Genomic DNA, 23,395 nt, shown 5'->3' with positions numbered 1-23,395 from the left:
AATATTATGCGGGAGAAAAAAGTCCGAGGAGTTAAACGTAAGTATAATAATATGATTAAGTGTATTGAAGAAAACACATTGGAATTTCCAACAGAATTTTACAATGGTTATTGGCATCTGCACCTACCAGTTGCACAAGACTTTATAACTTCCGATAAAACACCTAAAAAAATTAAACGACTTTGCATTCAAACACTATTGGATAGAGCTGAACATCTAATTAGTTTGAAGCCAAATGATAAAGAAAAGCATCGAGTAGTAGTTTCAATTGATTTACCTAGTTTATGGGGTGCGCAAATTATTGTATTTAAAAATGACTCTCATTTTAAAGATTTCTTTAACAGGAACGACGAATATCAAAAATGGCTTCATCTTTCTGAAGATAGAAACATTCAAACTGAATGGGGATTAGCTATTCCTAACGATTTGCAAATATCAGGTTTTAAAGAAGTAATTACTGATGAAGATGGCTACCACTACGAAGGTGAAATTTGGTTTATTGGGGAATTAACATAAAATTAAAGGAACATCAACATTCGTATATCTCTTTTCTTAATCAAAAAAACAACCTGACGACATCAACAATGTCATCAGGTTATTTTTATACTGCACCTTCGCGCAATCGATCGGCAAATTCATTAATTTTACGAATACGATGATTGATTCCTGATTTAGAAATCATTCCCGACGGAATCATTTCGCCTAGTTCTTTTAGACTAACTTCTGGATGCTCTAATCGTAATTCTGCAATTTCCTGTAATTTATCGGGTAATGCTTGTAGACCCACTCGTTCTTCAATGTACTCGATATTTTCAATCTGTTTGGAGGCTGCATCAATTGTTTTATTCATATTGGCTGTTTCACAATTGACCAACCGATTAACAGAATTACGCATATCCCGCACAATGCGAACATCTTCAAATTTTAACATCGAATTCGTCGCGCCAATCAAAGTTAGGAAGTCAGCAATATGTTCTGCCCCTTTTAGATAAGAAATATATCCGTTACGACGTTCAAGTGTGCGTGCATTTAAGCCGTAATAATTGAGCATATCACAAATATCTTGATTGTGTTCCTCATAAATCGAATAAATCTCTAAATGGTACCGACTGGTTTCTGGATTATTAATCGATCCAGACGCCATAAATGCCCCTCGCAAATAAGAACGCATTTTTTGAGCATTCCCCATAATTTCAGTAGAAACATGGCTATGAAACATTAAGCCATCCATAATCCCTAAGTCATCTAAAACTTCTCTGGTTTCTTGTTTCAATCGTACAATATAGACATTATTTTTCTTTAATTTCATTTTTCGGCGAACAAGTAATTCACTACGAACATCATAGTGATCTTTAAGCAGAGAATAAATACGACGAGCAATCGCAGCATTTTCAGTCTGTACATTTAAAATAATTTGTTGGTTAGCTAAACTAATTGAGCCATTCATACGAATTAATGCAGCAAGTTCCGCTTTTGCATGCTCACGGTGAACTTCCAAACTAGTTAATTCTTTTTTTACTTCTGCTGCAAAAGACATCTTTTCCCTCCTCTCTTAAATCTTTGCGCCATAAACAATGCGGATTAACTCTTCCACAACTTTATCGCCGTCGTGGAATACGCCATTGTCTTTAAGTTCCAAAAAGTCGGTCGAAACAACTCGACACCCTTCTTCTCGTAAGGCAGTAAAATCATGTTTTACTTGTACCAAATATTCATCGTATGTTTCATAATCCATGTACCCATCCGGCACAGGTTCTGTATTCACTAAAACAGTGTCGATAAAATTGTTTTTCAAGTGTTGATGCAATACTTGCACATGATTGGCATCGGTAAAATGTTCAGTTTCGCCTTTTTGGGTCATAATGTTACAAATATAGACTGTTTCAGCCTTCGTTTTTAATAATGCATCCCCAATCTCAGTAATCATCAAGTTTGGTAGGATGCTTGTAAATAAACTTCCAGGACCCAAAACAATCATGTCCGCTTCAAGAATAGAAGAGACCACTTTACGCGCAGCTTTTGGTTCTTCATTTTGATGATTTCTGACAAAGACATGATCAATCGTTTTTCGATCTAATGCAATTTTTGATTCTCCTGCAACAGTTGTGCCGTCTTTAAAGACAGCATGCAAAACAAGTGGCTCATCTGAAGATGGATACACTTTTCCATCCACATGCATCATTTTCGAAAGTAATTGAATAGCTTCATAGGTACTGCCACGCATTTCTGACATGCCCGCAATAATTAAATTCCCTAACGCATGATTAGCTAAAAATTTATCGTCTTTGCTAAATCGATATTGAAAAATATCAGAGTACAATTTTGGCATATCTGACAATGAGACCAATACATTCCGTAAATCTCCTGGAGGGGTCATTTTAGTGACAGAATCTCTTAATTCACCACTACTACCGCCATCATCAGCGACAGTTACTATCGCTGTGATGTCGACCCCTTGATTTCGTAAGCTTTTTAGAATGACAGGTAAACCTGTTCCTCCACCTAATACAACAATTTTTGGTTTTCTGATGCGATATGTTTTTAGTGTCATGAGCGATTCACCGTTTCTTTACGCTTGTCTTTGTCACGATGCGTAATATTTACTTTATAATCTTCTGACAAAGCTTCACCGATACGTTCAGTTAAGGCAACTGATCGATGTTGCCCCCCTGTACAACCGATCGCAACCGTTAAACTGCTTTTGCCTTCTTTCACATAACCAGGCATAATTGCTTGTAGCAAACTTAAAAATTGTTGATAAAATGTTTCAGTTTCCGGAAATGACATAACGTATTCATAGACCGGCAAATCTTTTCCAGTTAATGGACGTAAATGGCTAATATAATGCGGATTTGGCAAGAAACGCACATCCATCACAATATCTGCATCAATTGGTAGTCCATATTTAAAACCAAAAGAAACCATTTCAATTCGGAAACCAGTATCTTTTGAATGACGAAATTCTTGATTGATTTTTTCTCTTAATTGTCTAGGTGTCAAACTGGTCGTATCAATGACAATCGAAGCACGCGTTTTTAAATCGTCTAAAATCGCACGTTCTTTACGGATACCTTCTGTAACTAAACCATCCATCGCCAATGGATGTGTTCTTCTTGTCTCCTTATAACGTGAAACTAATTCTGTATCTGACGCATCTAAAAATAAGACGCGTGTATCGATAAACGCCGTATTTTCGATTTCAGCTAGCATACTTTGAATTTCTTCAAAGAATGAACGTGAACGTAAATCGACGACCAACGCAATTTTTGATACTTTTCCTGATTCTTTAATTAATTCCCAAAATTTAGGCACTAAACTTGGTGGCATATTATCAATACAGAAATACCCCATATCTTCAAAGCTTTGGATAGCGACCGTTTTCCCGGCACCACTCATTCCTGTAATAATAACTAACTCTAAACTTTCTACCATCTTTCTTCGCCCCTTTCTTCCTACATCTAGCTAATTATATCATTCCGGGCGTATCATTGCGATAGTTTTATGATGAATTTAAGAAATAAGTTTGTGGGATTACAAAAAGAAAAAAGCAATCAGCGCTAATCACCGATTGCTTCTTTCTATCTGAACGGATAAAACTTATAGGCGAAATGACCATGAGGTGCTTTTCGACCTGATTCAATTCTAACCAAGCATAGAACATCTTACAAGTGTTTTATTAGAATTTTGAATTAATTTAATTCTTTTCTTTCAAAACATTTTGTAAATATTGTCCTGTATAACTTTCTTTGACTTGGGCAATCTCTTCGGGTGTACCTGTTGCTAGAATGGTACCACCACCATCGCCACCTTCTGGTCCTAAATCAATGACATGATCCGCTGACTTAATGACATCTAAATTATGCTCAATCACCAACACTGTATTACCAGCATCTGCCAAACGTTCCAATACTTTCAACAAGCGTGCAATATCATCAGAATGTAACCCAGTTGTTGGTTCATCCAAAATATAAAAACTCTTGCCATTGGAGTTTTTATGAAGTTCGCTTGCTAATTTCATGCGTTGCGCTTCCCCACCAGATAAGGTTGTAGCAGGTTGTCCTAATGTCACATAACCTAAACCAACATCCACAATTGTTTGTAGTTTGCGATGGATTTTTGGAATGTGTTTGAAGAACTCTACTGCATCATCTACGGTCATATCCAATATTTCAGAAATATTCTTTCCTTTATAATGGACTTCTAACGTTTCAGAATTATAACGTTTGCCATGACACACTTCACAAGGTACATAGACATCTGGCAAGAAATGCATTTCAATCTTGATAATACCGTCACCACGACATGCTTCACAACGTCCACCTTTAACGTTAAAACTGAAACGGCCTTTTTTATAACCACGAATTTTTGCTTCATTCGTTTGTGCAAATAAATCACGGATATCATCAAAAACGCTTGTGTAGGTTGCAGGATTACTTCTAGGTGTACGGCCAATTGGACTTTGGTCAATATCGATAATTTTCTCAATATTTTCGTAACCAGTCATTTTTTTGAATTTTCCTGGTTTGTTTGAATTGCGATTGATTTTTTGAGCCAAGGCTTTTTTCAAAATTTCATTCACTAAGGTTGATTTTCCGGAACCAGAAACACCTGTCACTGCCACAAACTGCCCTAATGGGAAAGAAACTGAAACATTTTTTAAATTATTTTCTGTTGCACCAGTAATTTTAATTGCTTGTCCGTTACCTTTGCGACGTTCTTTCGGAACTGGAATCACTCGCTTACCAGATAGATACTGTCCTGTTAAAGAAGCTGGATTTGCGGCTACCTCTTCGGGTGTACCTGCAGCAACGATTTCGCCGCCTGCGTGTCCTGCACCAGGTCCGACATCAATCAAGTAATCCGCTGCTCGCATCGTATCTTCATCATGCTCAACAACAATCAGTGTATTTCCCAAATCACGCATCTTACGTAAAGATTGTAACAATCGATCGTTGTCACGTTGATGTAACCCAATGGAAGGCTCATCTAAAATGTATAAGACACCTGATAAATTAGAACCAATTTGTGTTGCCAAACGAATCCGTTGCGCTTCTCCGCCTGACAATGTACCTGCTGAGCGACTTAAAGTTAAATAATCTAACCCAACATTTTGTAAAAAGCTTAGACGGTCATCAATTTCTTTGACAACTGGACGAGCAATCATCGTTTCTTGTTCACTTAATTCCAAACTTTCTACAAACGGTAATGCTTTATTAATCGCTAATTCGCTGATTTCACCAATATGTTTACCACCAACTTTAACGGAAAGAGCTTGTGGGTTTAAACGATACCCTTTACATGCTTTACAAGTTAATTCGTTCATATACAAACGCATTTGTTCTCTTGTAAAGTCACTGTTTGTTTCATGATAACGACGTTTAATATTGGTCATGACTCCTTCAAATGGCACTTCAACATCACGTACGCCACCAAAATCATTTTCATAATGGAAATGGAACAATTCACCATTTGAACCATTCAAGACAATATCTCGTTGTTCTTCTGGTAAATCTTCAAACGGGATATCCATATCAATACTAAATTCTTGGCAAGCTTGCTCTAACATTTGTGGATAATATTGGGAGCTGATTGGATTCCAAGGAACCAACGCCCCTTCACGTAATGTTTTCGTTGCATCAGGCACAACTAAATCAATATCAACTTCCAGCTTAATCCCTAAACCATCACATTCTGTACAAGCTCCAAATGGTGCATTAAAAGAAAACAGACGTGGTTCCAATTCACCAACAGTAAATCCGCAATAAGGACAAGAATAATGTTCACTAAATAATAGTTCTTCTTGACCAATCACATCAACAATTGCATAGCCTTCAGCCATCCTTAGTGCTGATTCAAATGAATCAAACAAACGTGAACGAATACCTTCTTTCACAACAATTCGGTCAATAATGATTGCAATATCATGTTTTTTATTTTTTTCTAACTCAGGTACTTCTGAAATATCATAAATTTCACCGTCAACACGAACTCGCACATATCCTTCACGTTGAATCATTTCAAAGACACGTTTGTGTTGTCCTTTTTTCTGTACAACAACTGGCGCTAGAATTTGAATTTTACTTCTATCTGGTAATTCCAACACTTGATCAACCATTTGCTCAACCGATTGACTCGTAATTTCAATGTGGTCATTCGGACAAATCGGATGACCAATACGAGCAAATAATAAACGTAGATAGTCATTAATTTCAGTGACTGTTCCAACTGTTGAACGCGGATTTTTACTTGTGGTTTTCTGATCAATGGAAATCGCCGGGCTTAAGCCATCAATACTATCGACATCCGGTTTATCCATTTGACCTAAAAATTGACGCGCATACGCAGACAGACTCTCAACATAACGACGTTGTCCTTCTGCATATAACGTATCAAAAGCTAACGAGCTTTTGCCTGATCCAGACAGACCAGTTACAACAACCAACTGATCTCTAGGAATCGTTACATCTATATTTTTTAAATTATGTGCACGCGCACCATGAATCACAATCTTGTCATTTGCCATTTTTTTCCTCCTGACTATGCTTTTAATTCTAGAATCGTATCACGCAGAGTAGCTGCTTTTTCAAAGTCTAACGCTTTGGCAGCTTCTCGCATTTCTTTTTCTAATTTAAGTAGTAGCAATTCTTTTTCCTCTTTCGATAATTCTTCATATGAATTTACTTCATAATCTGCAACTTCTTCAGCAACTTTCGAAATTGAGATTAACTCGCGAATTTCTTTAATGATTGTTTTCGGTTCAATGCCGTGTTCTTTATTGTACGCTTGTTGAATCTCACGTCGACGGGAAGTCTCATCCATCGCACGTTGCATTGAATCGGTGATTTTATCAGCGTACATAATGACTTTTCCTTCTGCATTTCGCGCGGCCCGTCCAATTGTTTGCACTAGTGAACGTTCGCTACGTAAAAAGCCTTCTTTATCAGCATCTAAAATAGCCACTAACGATACTTCAGGAACATCCAATCCTTCACGTAACAAGTTAATACCCACCAACACATCAAACTCGCCTAAACGTAAATCACGAATAATTTCCGTTCGTTCAAGTGTTTTAATATCACTATGCAAATACTTGACTTTGATGCCTAGTTCTTTGAAATAATCTGTTAAGTCTTCTGACATTTTTTTAGTCAACGTTGTAACAAAAACCCGTTCATTACGTTCTGTACGTTCATTAATCTCGCCCACTAAATCATCAATTTGCCCCATAATTGGACGAACTTCAATGACTGGATCCAATAACCCAGTTGGACGAATAATTTGTTGTACCACTGTATCTGTTTGCTCATGCTCATAAGGACCCGGAGTCGCAGAAACATAAATAATTTGATTGACACGTTCTTCAAATTCCTCTAAACGCAACGGGCGATTATCCAAAGCTGAAGGCAAACGGAAGCCGTAATCAACTAACATTTGCTTTCTCGCACGGTCCCCATTGTACATTCCACGAATTTGTGGCATCGTTACATGTGATTCATCAATAACAATTAAATAATCTTTTGGGAAGAAATCGAGTAATGTATAAGGTGGTTCGCCTTCTTTTCGGCCATCCATATGACGTGAATAGTTTTCAATTCCTGATGTATAACCCATTTCTCTCAACATTTCAATATCGTAATTGGTACGTTGCTCTAAGCGTTGAGCTTCTAAGAGTTGATTATTTTCTTTCAAAATAGCTAGACGCATATCTAACTCGGCTTGAATCGAAGCAATCGCATGCTCTAAATGATCCCCATCAGTTAAGAAATGTGTTGCCGGGAAAATTGATACATGTTCCGTCTCACTTAAAATTTCCCCTGTCAAAGCATCCACTTCACGAATCCGATCAATTTCATCACCAAAAAACTCGACCCGTAGTGCACGTTCATCTCGAGATGCAGGGAAAATTTCCACAACATCACCACGTACACGGAAACGTCCACGTTGAAAATCAATGTCGTTACGCTCAAATTGAATTTCGATTAATGAACGCAATAAAGCATCCCGACTAATCTCCATACCAACACGAAGAGAAACTACTTGCTTTTGATATTCGAGTGGTGAACCTAAACCAAAAATACAAGAAACAGATGCCACAACAATTACATCATTCCGTTCTAGCAAAGCACTAGTCGCCGAATGGCGTAGCTTATCAATTTCATCATTAATACTGGAGTCTTTTTCAATGTATGTGTCACTCGAAGGAACATATGCTTCTGGTTGATAATAATCATAATAACTAACAAAATATTCAACGGCATTATTTGGAAAAAACTCTTTAAATTCGCCATATAGTTGACCGGCGAGTGTTTTGTTGTGAGCAATAATTAACGTTGGTTTATTCACATTTTGAATGACATTTGAAATCGTATAAGTTTTACCTGTCCCTGTTGCACCAAGTAAAATTTGCGCTTTTTTATCTTCAAGCACGCCTTCTGTCAATTCCCGAATTGCTTCCGGTTGATCTCCTGCTGGTTCATATTTAGAAACCAACTCAAATTGACGAGATGTTTCTCTTTCAAACATAGAGGTACTCCTTCTTTCTGTTTCGTAATTCAAACAATAATCTGCTCTTATATTTTAACACAGCGAACATACTTTCGCTATTTTTATTACTTTTTAACTATTTTTTTATGTATTTCAAAAAAATGTTACCATTTCTAACATCTCTTGTAAGAAACACGGAACTTTTTTCATTAGAAAATGGCGAAACCCTTGCTTCCTTTAAAAACTTTGATATATAATTTTATAACATCAAAAAACTATAGGGGGATTTATTTATGAAGAAAAGAAAAGCAATTTTCATTTCATTTTTTTCGCTACTGATGTCACTTTTTCTCTTCACAGGAAAAACAACATTTGCTGAAGAAAAAACATATAAGATTGGTACTGATACGACATTCGCACCATTTGAATTTCGTGACGAAAATAACGAGTACATCGGAATTGATATTGATTTATTAAAAACCATCGCAGAAGATCAAGGATTTGAAGTTGATTTACGTCCACTCGGTTTTGACTCGTCTGTTCAAGGCGTACAATCAAATCAATTAGATGCGATGATTGCAGGAATGAGTATCACCGAAGAAAGACAGAAAAGCTTCGATTTTTCTGATCCTTATTTCGACAGCGGCATTCAAATGGCTGTTCCAGAAGACAACAAGGATATCAAATCATTTGAAGATTTAGAAGGAAAAACAGTCGGTGCTAAAGTTGGGACAGAGAGCGCAACTTTCCTAGAAGACAACAAGGATAGATATGGCTTTGATATTAAAAACTACGATGATGCAACTGGTCTTTATGGTGCGGCCAAAAACGGAACCGTCGCAGCTGTATTCGATGACTTACCTGTATTGGGATATGCTATCAACCAAGGTGAGCCTTTAAAATTAATTGGTGAACCACAAGAAGGAAATTCTTACGGTTTTGCTGTAAAAAAAGGTGAAAACAAAGAACTATTAGAAAAATTCAATGCTGGACTAAAAAAATTAAAAGACTCTGGTGAGTATAAAAAAATTGTTGACCGTTACATCACTTCTGGTACTTCAGATGATGGTGGCGAAATGATAAAAATTGAACCTAAAAAAGATTTATACGTGATTGCTAGCGATTCAGCATTTGCGCCATTTGAATTTCAAGATGAAAACAATCAATATGTCGGGATTGACGTTGATTTAGTCAATCGTGCAGCTGAATTACAAGGATTCAATGTTCGTTTCAATCACATTGGCTTCTCTGGTGCTGTCCAAGCTGTTGAAGGCAATCAAGCGGATGGTATGATTGCAGGAATGACTATGACCGATGAACGCCGCAACACATTTGACTTTTCAAATTCATATTTTGAAAGTGGTATTCAACTAGCTGTCAAAGCTGGTAATGAAGATATTACCTCATATAAAGATTTATCCGGCAAAAAAGTTGGTGCTAAAGTTGGAACAGAAAGTGCGGACTTCCTAGAACAAAATAAAGAAAAATACAATTATACAATTAAATACTATGACGCAGCCGATCAATTATACGACGCTGTTCGCGTAGGTGCCGTAGATGCCTTAATGGATGACTACCCTGTTATTGGCTACGCTATTGCACAAGGACAAGCATTAGAAACACCTATCGAACGCGAAACTGGTGGCGAATATGGCTTTGCAGTGAAGAAAGGCCAAAACCCAGAATTAATTGAAATGTTTAACGAAGCACTTGCTGAAATGAAACGTACAGGCGAATACGATGAGATTCTATCTCGCTATATTAAAGACGGCAAAGCCGAATCAAAAACTGATGAATCTACCTTTGTCGGTTTAATCAAAAATAACTATAAAATTCTATTAACTGGTTTAGGTAAAACAATTGCACTTGCTTTAATTTCATTTGCATTAGCATTAGTTGTAGGTGTTATCATTGGGTTATTCAGTGTGGCCCCTATTAAACCATTACGAATTTTTGCATCTATTTATGTTGATATCATCCGCGGTATTCCAATGATGGTACTTGCATTCTTTATCTTCTTTGGATTATCTGATGCAATTGGCGTCACTATTCCAGACTTTACCGCTGGGGTCATTACCTTAACCTTAAACGCCAGTGCGTATATCGCAGAGATTGTTCGTGGAGGAATCAACGCCGTACCAGTCGGACAAATGGAAGCCTCACGAAGCTTGGGACTTTCATATAATCGAACAATGCAAAAAATCGTTTTACCACAAGCTATTAAAATTATGATCCCTTCTTTCGTGAATCAATTTGTCATTTCATTGAAAGATACAACCATTATTTCCGTTATCGGTGTGGTAGAATTACTACAAACAGGTAAAATCATTGTTGCAAGAACAATGCAAACAACATACGTTTACCTAATTATTGCTATTTTATACCTTGTTGTAATTACTGCCTTAACTAAATTTGCCAAAGTGTTAGAAAAGAAGGTGAACTAAGATGAAAGAAAAAATTCTTGTTGAAAATCTAGTCAAAAAGTACGGTGACAATACCGTATTAAACAACATCAACACATCCATTAAAGAAGGCGATGTCGTTTGTATTATTGGTCCTTCTGGTTCAGGTAAATCTACCTTTTTACGTTGCTTAAATCGTTTAGAAGATCCTACTAGCGGTGATATTATTGTTGATGGTGCACATTTAATGGATAAGAATACAAACATTAATGAAGTACGTCAGCATATCGGAATGGTTTTCCAACATTTCAATTTGTTCCCACATCTATCTGTCTTAGAAAATATTACGTTAGCACCAACAGATTTACGAGGAACATCAAAAAAAGAGGCGGAAGAACAAGCCATCAAACTCTTAGAAACAGTTGGTTTAGCAGATAAAAAAGATATGTATCCTGATAACTTATCAGGTGGTCAAAAACAACGTGTGGCTATCGCAAGAGCCCTAGCAATGAATCCAGACATCATGCTGTTTGATGAACCAACATCAGCTCTTGACCCTGAAATGGTCGGCGATGTACTAAACGTTATGAAAAAGCTTGCTAAACAAGGAATGACCATGGTTATCGTGACACATGAAATGGGATTTGCTAAAGAAGTAGCCAATCGTGTCATGTTCATCGATGGCGGTAATTTCCTTGAAGATGGTACTCCAGAAGAAATCTTCGGTAACCCACAACACGAACGAACAAAAGACTTTTTAAATAAAGTATTGAATATTTGATAAAAAGCCATTCTTTCAGTTTTGAAAGAATGGCTTTTTTGTATTTTCTTAAGATGATTCCGATTTTATTTCTTTACGATATACTCACGCCAGCAACCATCATCATACAAATAACTCGTAAACATTTCCGTCTCTGTATCATAAACCAACACAGGAACAATTCGACTCTTATTTGTCTCCCCATCAATATAAAAATGACTCTTTCCATCAAAAAATACTTGCCCTAAAAACGTTTGATTTTTCGCGATTTCGGTTGTACCAATATGACCTGCAATAATATTTTTATAAAATTTCCCAGTTTCTGCAGGGTATTTCCAAACAAATTCATCTTTAGTCGTTGCGACTTTCCATAATTCCTCATCCTCAAAAATTCCGGCATGGACATAAATATTGGTTTCCGTTTCAATATACCAATTATTTTCTTTAGTACGTAACCATTTGATAAGTTCAGAATGCTTTTCGGTTATTTTTTGCGCAAAAAAATGACTGATTTTTTCCACTGCACCTAATGATAGCAAATGTTCTTTCATTTCATCAAATTCAACATCACTAAAAAATGAGCGGATCGTTTCAAAATAAGAATCTACCATTACTGTGTATTCTTCACTATTTTGTAACCATTCTAGAAACATTTGTTCATGATTACCAATTAATATCGTCACTTGGCTTGGATACAGTTCTTCTAATTCTTTGATTCGATACAATACCTGACAGCCTTGATTCCCACGATTAATATAATCTCCTAAAAGAAATAAACAATTCTTTTCTTGCCAATCTACTAAAATTAATGCTTCTTCCATACACGCTAATTCACCATGAATATCTGATATTGCGTAAAGTTTTGTCATGAAAACACTCCTCAACAATGATTCGTTTTTCCTTATCTAGTCGTATTGCTAAAAAGATAATATGCTACATTCAAACTAAAAGAGTAAAGACGTACTTTTATTTGTGTCACTAAATAAAAGTATAACACGAAAAAAGTCAACTCAACTACTTCTCCTGAGATGACTTTTCTCGATTTTAGATTATATATCAGTAAACTTTAATTATTTTATGGCTAATAACAGCTGAAATAGCTGACACAAGTAAAGAAAGACCAACTAGCAGTAACGATAGTTGAATACTCGTCGCACTTGTTAAAAACTGTATGCCTCCCCATTCCAAAATGACTTTCAAAATAGGTGTTTTCTCAACTAAAAATCCTACTGCTACGAACCCTCCAATTGTAAGAAACATTACTACTCGCGCTTGTTCGCTATTAAATTTTAAATACAATGGTGTTACTATAGCTCCATAAAAACAACCTAATAATAATGCTGTACCAATAATAAGTAACAACTTATCCAAAGGCATCATTAATCCATAATGAATATAAGAAACCAAACCAGCAAGAATCGTTGCTATTAAACAAGCAACTAATGATGAAAATAAAATAAGTAATTCTTTTTGAACAACATACTGACCTTTGGTGATTGGCAATGAAAAAAGATACGTCAATCCCTCATTCTCTTGATCATAATACAGGGTTGCTACAGCCAAAGAGACAAAACCAAAACTAAGAAATAAAAAACCAATTTCAATTGATTGTGTTGCATATATATTAAAAATTGCAATCCCTAAAAAAATCAAATAAGTCATAAATTGTTTTTTCAAAAGAAGATAATCTTTCATCCATAAGCTTCTCATCGTTGCTCCCCCTCCATAATCATTAATAAAATTTGGTCTAACCCTGGCTTCTCAATCACAAGTTGAGGATAATTTTCTTGATAGAATAAACGCTGATTGGTTAGTAAGTCATATCCATAAAACATTTTCTTTTGATAGACAATATAATCTTGTGAAATAGTTTCAAAAATATCTAAATCAACTTTTACTATCCCATAAGTATTTAACAATACGTCTGTGTCTTCATGTAAGAGAATCTTTCCTTGTTTTATATAATAGATATCGTCACATATTTTCTCCAAATCACTAGAAATATGTGAGCTAATCAAAATTGAACATTCGGGGTGCTGCTCCATATATTCTTGTAAAATTACTATAATTTCATGACGAGCACTCACATCTAATCCATTCGTTGGCTCATCTAAAATTAACAAGTCTGATTGATGAGATAGCGCTGTTAAGATTTTTAACTTGGCTAACATCCCAGTTGAAAACTCTTTAATAGCTTGATTGTCTGGTAATCGAAAGTTTTGACACTGTGATAAAAAGTAAGTTGAATCATATGTTGAATAACTTTTTTTAAGTAGCTGATGAATATCTTTAATCGTAAACAATCCGTTAAAAAAAGCATCAGATAAGACCGTACCAATTTTTTCTCTTTTCTTGTTCGTTAATTTGTTAACAGGGACATTATCAATTAAAATTTCCCCCGATTTAATGGGAATAATACCTAACAATGCTTTAAATATAGTTGTTTTCCCCGCACCATTTTCGCCAATTAATCCTGTAATCATTCCTGTCTTGACTTCCAACGTACAATTTAACTCAAATGTCGGATAATTCACTTGAACATTTTGCATTGAAATCATTTAACTCTCCTCCTTTAAAAGCATTTCTACTAATTCTGATAACTCTTTTTTGGTTATTCCAGAATTTCTTGCTTTTTGAATTGTGCCTTCTAACTCTAACTGAATTTGATACAGAATTTCTTCTTTTTTTACATTTGGGTTCACTGGTAATACATAGCTACCTTTTCCATGGATTGTGGCAATAAATCCTTCTTTTTCTAGCAAATCATAGGCTTTTTTGACTGTTAGCGCACTAATTTTTAACTCTTTAGCTAGCGAACGTACTGAAGGAAGTGGACTACTTTCTTTTAATTTCTCATTTAAGATTAATGATTTAATCTGACTACAAATTTGATCATAAATAGGAATCATTGAATTATTTTGAATAATAATATTCAAAATAATCACCCCCTTCTTTAATAAACAGTATATAACAGTAGTTAACAGTTTGTCAACGAGTCATTTAATAAACATTCCCAAATAAAAAAAGCAGAAATTCCACTAATCAGAATTTCTGCTTTTATTTATTTTTTCTTTCCACCAAAAGCATCTTTGACTTTATCAAAGAAACCTTCTTGTTGTTGTTCGGTTGTTTTTTGTCCACTTACTTCAGCAAATTGACGTAAAGCTTCTTTTTGGCTTTCATTCAAGTTACGAGGTGTAATAATTTTCACTGTTACTTGTTGATCGCCATTGCCACCGCCGCGAAGACGAGGTGCACCTTTGCCACGTAAACGGAATTTTGTTCCTGTTTGTGTTCCAGCAGGTATTTTTAATTTCACTTCACCATGGACAGTTGGTACATTAATTTCATCACCTAAGGCAGCTTGCACAAAGTTTAATGGTAACTCATAGAAAATTTCACCGCCATCACGATCGAAGATATCACTTTCTTCCACATAGAAGACCACATATAAATCTCCGTAAGGACCACCATTTGTTCCAGCTTCACCTTGTCCAGCTAAACGCATTTGTTGACCATTTTCAACACCAGCAGGAACATTTACCTTCACACTGTGTGTTTTCTTTTCATGACCAGTACCATGACACGTTCCACAAACATCTTTAATTTCTTTCCCAGTACCATGACAAACGTCACAAGTTTGACGGCTCATGACACGACCAAGCGGTGTTTGACGTTCCACATTAATTGTTCCAGAACCATGACACTTGTGACATGTTTCTGGATGCGTACCAGGTTTCGCACCACTACCATCACATGTATGGCATGTTTCGTCACGTTTGTATTGGATTTCTTTTTCAATACCGAAAATTGCTTCCTCAAACGTTAAATTAATTGAATATTGTAAGTCTTCCCCTTGTCGTGGTGCATTTGGATTAACCGTACGTCCACCACCGCCAAAGAAAGATTCAAATATATCTTCAAAGCCACCAAAGCCACCAGCTCCAGAGAATCCGCCACCGCCGAAACCACCAAAGCCACCACCAGCTCCGCCATAATTGGCATCTGTTCCAGCATGACCATATTGATCATATGCTGCACGTTTTTGTGGGTCGCTTAAAATTTCGTATGCTTCCGAAACTTCTTTAAATTTCGCTTCTGCATCAGCTTCTTTGTTAATGTCTGGATGGTATTTTTTGGAAAGCTTACGATACGCTTTTTTGATTTCGTCATCCGAAGCCCCTTTTTGTAAACCTAAGACTTCGTAATAATCACGTTTTGTTGCCATTGGCTTCCCTCCATTATCTTACTTTTAACAGTCTTTCGTATTTTATCATAAAACCGAAAGAAGAAACATCATTTTGAAAAAAACTTCAAAAAAGAGCAAGAAATTTATATTAATTTGGTTAGAATCGCTCGAATATCTCACTTCTTTTCAGAAGAAAAAGCCAAAGCGGATGACTTTGGCTTTTTCACAAATAACGAGATTAGTCGTTATCTACTTCTTCAAAATCTGCATCAACCACATCATCTGCGCCACCTTGTGCAGCATTTGGATCTTCTGCCGCTTGTTGTTGAGCAGCTTGTTCATACAATTTAACTGTTAAGTTTTGTACGATTTCGTTCAACGCATCACGTTTTGTTTTCATTTCTTCAATGTTATTGGCTTCAACAGCAGCTTTCAATTCATCACGTGCATCTTCTGCTTTTTTCACTTCTTCAGCATCAACTTTACCTTCTAATTCGCCTAAAGTTTTATCAACAGAGAATAACAATGCATCTACGTCATTACGTAAATCAACTTCTTCTTTACGTGCTTTATCTGCTTCAGCATTTGCTTCAGCATCTTTCACCATACGTTCAATCTCTTCATCTGATAAACCTGAAGAAGATTTAATTGTAATAGTTTGTTCTTTTTGAGTACCTAAATCTTTAGCAGATACATTTACGATACCATTTTTATCAATATCAAATGTTACTTCAATTTGAGGGATTCCACGTGGAGCTGCTGGAATATCAGTTAATTGGAAGCGACCTAATGTTTTGTTATCGGCAGCCATTGGACGTTCACCTTGTAACACATGAATGTCTACTGCTGGTTGGTTATCAGCGGCTGTTGAGAATACTTGTGATTTACTTGTTGGGATTGTTGTGTTACGGTCAATTAATTTCGTAAATACGCCACCCATTGTTTCAATACCTAATGATAATGGTGTTACGTCAAGTAAAACAACGTCTTTTACATCACCAGTGATAACGCCACCTTGAATAGCTGCACCCATAGCTACAACTTCATCAGGGTTTACTGATTTATTTGGTTCTTTACCAGTTTCTTTACGTACTGCTTCAACAACTGCAGGAATACGTGTAGAACCACCAACTAAGATAACTTCATCAATTTCAGATTGAGAAATACCAGCATCTTTCAACGCTTGACGTACAGGTGTTTTTGTACGTTCTACTAAGTCAGCTGTCAATTCATCAAATTTCGCACGAGACATTGTCATTTCTAAATGCAATGGTCCTGCCTCACCGGCTGTAATAAATGGCAAGCTGATTTGTGTGCTTGTTACACCAGATAAATCTTTTTTCGCTTTTTCAGCAGCATCTTTCAAACGTTGTACAGCCATTTTATCTTTGCTTAAGTCAATACCGTTTTCTTTTTTGAATTCTTCTACCATGTAGTCGATGATTTTGTTATCAAAGTCATCCCCACCAAGGTTATTATCACCAGCAGTTGATAATACGTCAAACACACCATCACCTAGTTCAAGGATAGATACGTCAAATGTACCACCACCAAGGTCAAATACTAATACTTTTTCATCACGGTCAGTTTTATCTAAACCGTAAGCTAAAGCTGCTGCAGTTGGTTCGTTAACGATACGTTCAACTTCTAACCCAGCAATTTTACCAGCATCTTTTGTTGCTTGACGTTGTGAGTCATTGAAGTATGCAGGAACTGTGATAACTGCTTTTTCAACTTTTTCACCTAAATAATCTTCAGCGAATCCTTTGATATATTGTAAAATCATTGCTGAGATTTCTTGAGGTGTATAAGATTTACCATCAACATCTACTTTATAACCAGCTTCACCAATATGACGTTTGATAGAAGAAACTGTATTAGGGTTGGTTACTGCTTGGCGTTTTGCTACTTCACCAACTTGGATTTCACCATTCTTGAATGACACAACAGAAGGTGTTGTACGGTTTCCTTCTGGATTTGTAATAATTTTTGCTTCGCCGCCTTCTAAAACAGAAACAGCTGAGTTTGTTGTACCTAAGTCAATACCAATAATTTTACTCATATTAAAAATCTCCTTTGTCTAATTTATCTTCGTTTTCTTTTAATTATCAATTTTTATTGTGCGACAACAACCATACTTGGTCGTAAAATACGATCATGCAGTTTGTAGCCCTTTTGTAGAACTTCAACAATTGTATCTGTTGCATGTTCATCTGAAGCTGGAACAGTTTGAACTGCTTGATGCAAGTTAGGATCGAATGTTTCGCCTGCAGCTGGAATTTCTTCAATTCCTTCTTCTTTTAAACTATGGATTAAACTTTCTAATACCATTTCGATACCTTTTTTCAGACTGTCGCTTTCATCCGTTACTTCCGCACTTAACGCGCGTTCTAGGTTGTCGATTGCAGGTAGCAATTTCTTACCTAAATCTTGCGAGCGATATTTTTGAAGTAACTCTCGTTCATTACGATTACGATTCGTAATATTTGCTATTTCAGCACGCGCTCGTAAGAATTTGTCTTCAGTTTCTTCTAATTGTTTCTTCAATTCATCAATTTCAGAAACCGTTTCTTCCACTTCTTCAACCGATGTTTCTTCAAGTGGTGTTTCTTCAACTAATTCTTCTGAAACATTTTCTTTTTCTGACAACGGACTAACTTCCCTTCTATAATAAAGTCATTCTATAGATTAACTTGCCAACCCTACGAATCTAATGTTCGATAATAGTCAGCTAATGTTAAAGCTAATTCTTTCCTGAATACATCCATCAAACCAAACATTTTTGAATACGGCATACTTGTCGGTCCTAGTAAAGCGATTGTCCCTTTGCCATGTCCTTCAATATCATAACTTGCTTGAATCATGCTCATATTATTTAGCAATTCGTCGCCTAATTCTGAACCAATCCGAATTTGAATCGCCCCATCACGAGGTGCCAATAGTTGATTTAAATTATCCGTGTTCTTCATAAACGAATACATCGAACGAAATTGTTCAACATTCTGGTTTTGTTCAAAATTCAAAAGATTCATTCGGCCACCAACAAAGATTTTATCTTCAAAAATATGATTGAGCATTTCTTCAAATAAGTCTAAGACACCATCTGTTGTTTGGAAATACTTATGGAGATTCATCGGTATTTCAGTTCGTAATCGATGATAAACCGTCAATAACGGTTCCCCGATAAGTTTATCATTAATAATTCGAACCATTTTCTCTAAATCTTCACTGTTTAGATATTTTGGAATCGTAAATACTTGGCTTTCCACATTTCCTTTGTCCGTCACGATAATCGCAATGACTTGTCGATTGTTCAAAGGAATCATGCGAAAACCGGTTAGTTTTCGATCCTTAACATCTGGACCAAGTGATAAAGTTGTATAACTTGTTAAGGTAGATAAAATATTCGCCGATTGCTGAATGATTTCATTAATTTCATGAAATTCTCTGCCAAAGGATTGCCGAATAATCTCTATTTCTTTCTTATCCACTTGTGAAGGTTTCAAAAGGTGATCGACATAGTAACGATAACCAGTGATGGATGGTACTCGACCCGAAGATGAATGCGTTTTGGAAAGTAATCCCGCATCTTCAAGATTTTTCATCTCATTACGAATTGTTGCAGAACTTGCTTCTACGCCATCCTCCATCAATTTTTTCGAGCCAACCGGCTGGCCTAAATTTGTATAATTTTGGATGATCAGACGCAAGATTGTTTCTTGTCTTTCTGTTAACAAATTTATCACCTCTCAATTAGCACTCTTAACATCCAAGTGCTAACCACATATATAAATATATCACATCTAGATTAGAAGTCAAGAACAAACACTCAAAAATTAGCACTCTTTATTATAGAGTGCTAATTTTATTTTTTTCAGCAAAATTTCGCGAACACATCAATGTTTTCTTAAAATATGTTACACTAGTTTGGGTACTGACTCATTTATGTAACGATGGAGGAACACACATGCACAAACCAAATCCAAGCAAGAGTACATCTGCTTACATCCACATCCCTTTTTGTGAGCATATTTGCTACTATTGTGATTTTAATAAAGTCTTTTTAGAAGGCCAACCAGTCGATGAATACATTCAAGCTTTACTAAAAGAAATTGAGTTAACCTTACAAATTCATCCAACAAAAATTTCCGATACAATTTATATTGGTGGAGGAACACCCACTTCACTATCTGCTTCACAGCTCGATGTTCTGCTAGAAGGCATTCATCGTTTGATGCCAACTGAGACTACAAAAGAATTTACAGTCGAAGCTAATCCCGGTGATTTAACTGAAGAAAAATTACGGGTAATGAAGCACCACGGTGTCAATCGTCTATCGATGGGTGTCCAAACATTTAATAATCGCTTGCTAAAAAAAATCGGACGCAAGCATTCTGCCGAAGATGTTTATGAAACTATCCAGTTACTCGAAAAAAATCAATTTGACAACGTCAGTATAGATTTAATATACGCTCTTCCAGGACAAACCCTTGAAGATTTCCGAGATACCTTACATCGTGCAATTGATCTTGGTCTTCCTCATTATTCTATGTATTCTCTCATTTTAGAAAACAAAACTATGTTTATGAACTGGGTACGCCAAGGACGTTTAGAACTACCTACCCAAGAAGTCGAATCGCAAATGTTTGAGGAAGCCATTGAAGCGATGGCTAAATCGGGACATCATCAATATGAAATTAGTAATTTTGCAGCACCTGGTAAAGAATCACAACATAACCTCGTTTACTGGAACAATGACAACTATTATGGTTTCGGTGCTGGTGCTAGTGGCTATTTAGGAAATCAACGCTATAAAAATTTCGGTCCTATTCAACATTATTTGAAGCCTTTACGCGAAGGCAAGTTACCAATCGTTGAAACTGAAGACCTAACAGTCAAAAATCAAATTGAAGAAGAGATGTTCCTTGGTTTACGAAAGTTAGAAGGTGTCTCATTACCTCATTTTCATGAAAAATTCGGTGTTGACTTCATGACCGTTTACGGCAATATCCTTCCTGCACTAATAGATAAAAACTGGGCTGTCATCGATCATGAACGATTAAAATTAACTCAAACTGGTTTATTTATCGGCAATGAAGTATTTGAAAAATTTTTATTACCAAAATAATTTATCAAAGGAGTAACTGTATGATTACCACTATTTTCTTCGATTTAGATGACACCCTATTATGGGATAAAAAAAGTATTAAAACTGCTTTTGAAAAAACATGCGAATATGTTCCTTCTATTAATAAGGAAATTTTAGAAGATGCGGTGCGTCAAGAAGCGACCAAACTTTATCAAAGTTATGAAACATACCCTTTTACACAAATGATTGGCATTAACCCCTTCGAAGGTCTTTGGGGAACGTTTGATGATCATGGCGAAGAGTTCCAAACAATGAAGCATTTGATTTCAACTTATCAAGTAACGGCATGGACGAAAGGTTTACAACGTTGCGGTATTCAAGACAAAGACTTAGGTGTCAAGTTAGCAGAACAATTTATCCAAGAACGAAAAAAATATCCATTTGTTTATGAAGATACCTATCACGTCTTGGATTCATTGAAAGATACTTATCAGTTAGTCCTTGTCACAAACGGGGCTCCTTCTCTTCAACGGACAAAATTAGCTATCACGCCTGAAATTGCTGCTTATTTTGATACTATCATTATTTCTGGTGAGGTCGGCGTTGGAAAACCCGATCCGAAAATTTTTGATTTTGCATTAGCTCAGGCCGACATTCCTGTTGAACAAGGAATCATGATTGGTGACAACTTAACAACTGATATTTTAGGTGCCAATCGTGTTGGCATGCAAAATATTTGGATTAATCATCATGGACAAGAAGTAGCTGACATTCATCCTACGTATCAAGTGACTACTTTAAAAGATATCTTACCAATTATTAACAAACTTTCTTAACTTTGGAGACTGCTGTAAAAGCAGTCTTTTCTTTTTTCTTAATTTATAGCAATCTGACTACTCAGCTAACATCTAGATACGTTATAGTAGAAGTATCCCTTTTGAAAGGAGTGCTTTTTATTAAAACCGCCAAAAAATGGTTGTTTCGTCTCGTGTTAGTCGCAGTACTTATTTACACCTTTCCTTATTGGAAAACACCGGCTTTAAATGGACTTCATTTCGCCAAAGATACGGTCGTTGATTTATTTACTAGCAATCAACCGAATGAAAATCATCCCCTAACGTCTAACAATACAGAAAAAGTGACGATTACTACTCCTGAATCACAAACTTTTTCGATCGCAAATATTGAATTGGGTCATACCAAACAAGCGATAGAAAAACAATATGGTGCATCACAAGCGGAATATCAAAATGAATACGGATTTTCATGGTCTGTCTATCATCAAAACTATCAAAACTTTTTCTTGGTTGGTTACGACGCAGATAATCAAGTACAAGGCTTGTATACAAATCAAGACTTATTGTCCTCAACTAATGGAATTACCTTCAACGAAACAAAAGCAACTGTTCGAGAAATATTAGGTGAACCATTAGAGGCCATTCGAAAAGGATTGACGAACTATCTGATTACTAGTGATGGTGAATACGATGTGTATCATATAGATAATAGCTACATTACGTTCTTTTATGATTTACATGAGGGTGAAAAAATCACCGCCGTTCAAATCATTGCTGAAGAGACTGAATTAGCTAAAGATAACTTATACGCTTCCTCTTCATCTGCATTGCAAGAAGGATTTGAGAGATTACTATTTGATTTAACAAATGCTACTCGCGCAAAACGAGGCCTATCTATTCTATCCTGGTCAGAGCAAGCCCAAGTTACTGGTCGCAAACATAGTGAAGATATGTCCGTCAATAATTATTTTGATCATACCAATTTAGAAGGGCAGTCTCCTTTTGATCGAATGTCAGCAGATAATATTACGTATACACTCGCCGGAGAAAACTTGGCGTATGGACAACCAAGCAGTATTTTTGCTCATCAAGGCTTATTAAATTCTGAAGGACATCGTAAAAATATTTTACAACCCGACTTTGCCAATCTAGGAATTGGCGTTAGCTTTAATAACGAAGACCAACCTTATTTTACAGAATTGTTTTATCATGAATAAAAAACCAGCTCATTACCCTTGAGCTGGTTTTTTTACGATACATTCAATTTCAACATCTGCGCCTAATGGTAATTCCAAAACAGCTACACATGTGCGCGCAGGATACGGATCTTGAAATACTTCTTGATAAACCGCATTCATTTCTTCAAAATGTTTCATGCCCGTCAGATAAACATTCACTTTCACCACATTATCAAATGCGACTTGTGCTTCTCGCATCACAGCAGCTAAGTTCTTAAAGCACATTCGTGTTTGTTCAATAATACTTTCGCCAACTTCTTGATTTAAGGCATTTTTGGCAGTTTGGCCTGAAAAGAAGATATATTCACCACTGTCAACAGCATGTGAATACGGTCCAGAAGCCATTACATTTTTCCCTGTATATACTTTTCTTTCCATTTAAATCTCCCCCTTTGTTTCCATTGTATCAAATGCATTCGTTTTCAGCAAAAAACCA

Annotated in this window: 20 protein-coding genes; 6 read left to right on the top strand and 14 right to left on the bottom strand. The window is 36.1% G+C overall.

The genetic code is table 11. From position 1 onward, the window contains the following. Positions 1–6 precede the first annotated feature (6 nt). Positions 7–516 (top strand): DUF3916 domain-containing protein, encoded by a 510-nt coding sequence (locus tag BAU17_RS09355; RefSeq protein WP_161902555.1) that lies wholly within the window; start codon positions 7–9, stop codon positions 514–516. A gap of 85 nt (positions 517–601) precedes the next feature. On the opposite strand, the gene whiA is transcribed toward BAU17_RS09355, so the two are convergent. The 5 genes from whiA to uvrB form a co-directional block, all read right to left on the bottom strand. Further along, positions 602–1,537 carry a DNA-binding protein WhiA gene (whiA, locus tag BAU17_RS09350; RefSeq protein WP_161902554.1) on the bottom strand — a complete coding sequence of 312 codons (936 nt, stop codon included), beginning with the start codon at positions 1,535–1,537 and terminating at the stop codon, positions 602–604. A 15-nt stretch (positions 1,538–1,552) separates the two neighbouring features. Further along, positions 1,553–2,551: a gluconeogenesis factor YvcK family protein gene (locus BAU17_RS09345; RefSeq protein WP_161902553.1), complete on the bottom strand. Its 999-nt coding sequence runs from the start codon at positions 2,549–2,551 to the stop codon at positions 1,553–1,555. Next, the gene (gene rapZ, locus BAU17_RS09340) at positions 2,548–3,432 is read right to left on the bottom strand and encodes an RNase adapter RapZ (RefSeq protein ID WP_161902552.1); all 885 of its coding nucleotides are present in this window, start codon (positions 3,430–3,432) and stop codon (positions 2,548–2,550) included. Before rapZ ends, BAU17_RS09345 begins: the two co-directional genes overlap by 4 nt. Positions 3,433–3,694: 262 nt before the next feature. Next, positions 3,695–6,523, bottom strand: coding sequence for an excinuclease ABC subunit UvrA (uvrA, locus tag BAU17_RS09335; RefSeq protein WP_161902551.1), 2,829 nt, complete (start codon positions 6,521–6,523; stop codon positions 3,695–3,697). 14 nt (positions 6,524–6,537) lie between these two features. After that, positions 6,538–8,523 (bottom strand): excinuclease ABC subunit UvrB, encoded by a 1,986-nt coding sequence (gene uvrB, locus BAU17_RS09330; protein WP_161902550.1) that lies wholly within the window; start codon positions 8,521–8,523, stop codon positions 6,538–6,540. Between the two features lie 254 nt (positions 8,524–8,777). Between uvrB and BAU17_RS09325 the strand changes: the two genes are divergently transcribed. Both BAU17_RS09325 and BAU17_RS09320 read left to right on the top strand, forming a co-directional pair. Next, entirely contained in the window at positions 8,778–10,928 is a 2,151-nt protein-coding gene (locus BAU17_RS09325) for an amino acid ABC transporter substrate-binding protein/permease (RefSeq protein WP_161902549.1), read from the top strand. Between the two features lies 1 nt (position 10,929). After that, a complete protein-coding gene (locus BAU17_RS09320; RefSeq protein ID WP_161902548.1) occupies positions 10,930–11,667 on the top strand; it encodes an amino acid ABC transporter ATP-binding protein in 738 nt (245 codons plus the stop codon). Positions 11,668–11,732: 65 nt separating this feature from the next. On the opposite strand, the gene BAU17_RS09315 is transcribed toward BAU17_RS09320, so the two are convergent. The 8 genes from BAU17_RS09315 to hrcA all read right to left on the bottom strand — a co-directional run bounded on the left by BAU17_RS09315 (position 11,733) and on the right by hrcA (position 19,572). Continuing rightward, the gene (locus BAU17_RS09315) at positions 11,733–12,515 is read right to left on the bottom strand and encodes a metallophosphoesterase (RefSeq protein WP_161902547.1); all 783 of its coding nucleotides are present in this window, start codon (positions 12,513–12,515) and stop codon (positions 11,733–11,735) included. A 187-nt stretch (positions 12,516–12,702) separates the two neighbouring features. Then, on the bottom strand, positions 12,703–13,356 hold the full coding sequence (locus BAU17_RS09310) for an ABC-2 transporter permease (protein ID WP_161902546.1): 654 nt from the start codon (positions 13,354–13,356) through the stop codon (positions 12,703–12,705). Further along, positions 13,353–14,204, bottom strand: a complete 852-nt coding sequence (locus BAU17_RS09305) for an ATP-binding cassette domain-containing protein (RefSeq protein WP_161902545.1) — start codon at positions 14,202–14,204, stop codon at positions 13,353–13,355. The genes BAU17_RS09310 and BAU17_RS09305 overlap by 4 nt, the downstream gene beginning before the upstream one ends. After that, complete coding sequence (locus BAU17_RS09300) at positions 14,205–14,582, bottom strand: GntR family transcriptional regulator (protein ID WP_161902544.1); 378 nt, start codon at positions 14,580–14,582, stop codon at positions 14,205–14,207. It abuts the gene before it with no gap. Positions 14,583–14,707: 125 nt separating this feature from the next. After that, positions 14,708–15,874, bottom strand: coding sequence for a molecular chaperone DnaJ (dnaJ, locus tag BAU17_RS09295; RefSeq protein WP_161902543.1), 1,167 nt, complete (start codon positions 15,872–15,874; stop codon positions 14,708–14,710). Positions 15,875–16,073: 199 nt separating this feature from the next. Beyond that, positions 16,074–17,897, bottom strand: coding sequence for a molecular chaperone DnaK (gene dnaK, locus BAU17_RS09290; RefSeq protein ID WP_161902542.1), 1,824 nt, complete (start codon positions 17,895–17,897; stop codon positions 16,074–16,076). Positions 17,898–17,950: 53 nt separating this feature from the next. Continuing rightward, positions 17,951–18,484, bottom strand: a complete 534-nt coding sequence (grpE, locus tag BAU17_RS09285; RefSeq protein WP_161902541.1) for a nucleotide exchange factor GrpE — start codon at positions 18,482–18,484, stop codon at positions 17,951–17,953. Between the two features lie 53 nt (positions 18,485–18,537). Next, positions 18,538–19,572, bottom strand: a complete 1,035-nt coding sequence (gene hrcA, locus BAU17_RS09280) for a heat-inducible transcriptional repressor HrcA (RefSeq protein ID WP_161902540.1) — start codon at positions 19,570–19,572, stop codon at positions 18,538–18,540. Between the two features lie 230 nt (positions 19,573–19,802). Here hrcA and hemW point away from each other — a divergent pair, with 230 nt between their 5' ends. From hemW to BAU17_RS09265, 3 genes are all read left to right on the top strand, one after another. Next, positions 19,803–20,963: a radical SAM family heme chaperone HemW gene (gene hemW, locus BAU17_RS09275; protein WP_161902539.1), complete on the top strand. Its 1,161-nt coding sequence runs from the start codon at positions 19,803–19,805 to the stop codon at positions 20,961–20,963. A gap of 20 nt (positions 20,964–20,983) precedes the next feature. Next, the gene (locus BAU17_RS09270) at positions 20,984–21,760 is read left to right on the top strand and encodes an HAD family hydrolase (RefSeq protein WP_161902538.1); all 777 of its coding nucleotides are present in this window, start codon (positions 20,984–20,986) and stop codon (positions 21,758–21,760) included. Positions 21,761–21,870: 110 nt separating this feature from the next. Further along, entirely contained in the window at positions 21,871–22,938 is a 1,068-nt protein-coding gene (locus BAU17_RS09265) for a CAP domain-containing protein (protein WP_161902599.1), read from the top strand. Between the two features lie 12 nt (positions 22,939–22,950). Here BAU17_RS09265 and BAU17_RS09260 read toward each other — a convergent pair whose 3' ends face one another. Then, on the bottom strand, positions 22,951–23,337 hold the full coding sequence (locus BAU17_RS09260; protein WP_161902537.1) for a RidA family protein: 387 nt from the start codon (positions 23,335–23,337) through the stop codon (positions 22,951–22,953). Positions 23,338–23,395: the final 58 nt, after the last annotated feature.

The organism is Candidatus Enterococcus willemsii (assembly GCF_009933335.1).
GTDB lineage: Bacteria > Bacillota > Bacilli > Lactobacillales > Enterococcaceae > Enterococcus_F > Enterococcus_F willemsii.
The sequence above is the reverse complement of the archived record's forward strand: the minus strand, read 5'-3'. Positions and strand labels throughout refer to the sequence as shown.

Coding starts and splice junctions, on each gene's coding strand:
- BAU17_RS09355 (WP_161902555.1), top strand. CDS start 7: ATGCGGGAGAAAAAAGTCCGAGGAGTTAAACGTAAGTATAATAATATG.
- whiA (WP_161902554.1), bottom strand. CDS start 1,537: ATGTCTTTTGCAGCAGAAGTAAAAAAAGAATTAACTAGTTTGGAAGTT.
- BAU17_RS09345 (WP_161902553.1), bottom strand. CDS start 2,551: ATGACACTAAAAACATATCGCATCAGAAAACCAAAAATTGTTGTATTA.
- rapZ (WP_161902552.1), bottom strand. CDS start 3,432: ATGGTAGAAAGTTTAGAGTTAGTTATTATTACAGGAATGAGTGGTGCC.
- uvrA (WP_161902551.1), bottom strand. CDS start 6,523: ATGGCAAATGACAAGATTGTGATTCATGGTGCGCGTGCACATAATTTA.
- uvrB (WP_161902550.1), bottom strand. CDS start 8,523: ATGTTTGAAAGAGAAACATCTCGTCAATTTGAGTTGGTTTCTAAATAT.
- BAU17_RS09325 (WP_161902549.1), top strand. CDS start 8,778: ATGAAGAAAAGAAAAGCAATTTTCATTTCATTTTTTTCGCTACTGATG.
- BAU17_RS09320 (WP_161902548.1), top strand. CDS start 10,930: ATGAAAGAAAAAATTCTTGTTGAAAATCTAGTCAAAAAGTACGGTGAC.
- BAU17_RS09315 (WP_161902547.1), bottom strand. CDS start 12,515: ATGACAAAACTTTACGCAATATCAGATATTCATGGTGAATTAGCGTGT.
- BAU17_RS09310 (WP_161902546.1), bottom strand. CDS start 13,356: ATGAGAAGCTTATGGATGAAAGATTATCTTCTTTTGAAAAAACAATTT.
- BAU17_RS09305 (WP_161902545.1), bottom strand. CDS start 14,204: ATGATTTCAATGCAAAATGTTCAAGTGAATTATCCGACATTTGAGTTA.
- dnaJ (WP_161902543.1), bottom strand. CDS start 15,874: ATGGCAACAAAACGTGATTATTACGAAGTCTTAGGTTTACAAAAAGGG.
- dnaK (WP_161902542.1), bottom strand. CDS start 17,897: ATGAGTAAAATTATTGGTATTGACTTAGGTACAACAAACTCAGCTGTT.
- hemW (WP_161902539.1), top strand. CDS start 19,803: ATGCACAAACCAAATCCAAGCAAGAGTACATCTGCTTACATCCACATC.
- BAU17_RS09270 (WP_161902538.1), top strand. CDS start 20,984: ATGATTACCACTATTTTCTTCGATTTAGATGACACCCTATTATGGGAT.
- BAU17_RS09260 (WP_161902537.1), bottom strand. CDS start 23,337: ATGGAAAGAAAAGTATATACAGGGAAAAATGTAATGGCTTCTGGACCG.